The sequence below is a fragment of the Parafrankia sp. Ea1.12 genome (assembly GCF_900465275.1).
Lineage (GTDB): Bacteria > Actinomycetota > Actinomycetes > Frankiales > Frankiaceae > Parafrankia > Parafrankia soli.
This window is the reverse complement of sequence record NZ_UBIZ01000057.1, coordinates 1-234: the sequence shown is the minus strand read 5'-3', so window position 1 is coordinate 234 and position 234 is coordinate 1. Positions and strand designations below refer to the sequence as shown.

Genomic DNA, 234 nt, shown 5'->3' with positions numbered 1-234 from the left:
GGACATGGACCCACACGCACCGGACGGGAGGGCCACCGATCAGCCAGGAGATCGCCGCGCTGATCGAGCGGCTTGCGACCGAGAACACGACGTGGGGCTACCAGCGGATCCAGGGCGAGCTCCTCAAACTCGGCCACCGGGTGAGCGCATCCACGATCCGCCGGGTCCTGAAGACCCTCAGGTTGCCACCGGCTCCGAAACGGCAGACCGACACGACATGGCGACAGTTCCTGC

1 protein-coding gene is annotated in these 234 nt (G+C 67.1%); it reads left to right on the top strand.

All coding sequences use genetic code 11. The features are described from left to right. A partial coding sequence (locus FMEAI12_RS00290) for a helix-turn-helix domain-containing protein (protein ID WP_146776588.1) occupies window positions 1–234 on the top strand: 234 nt, incomplete at both ends.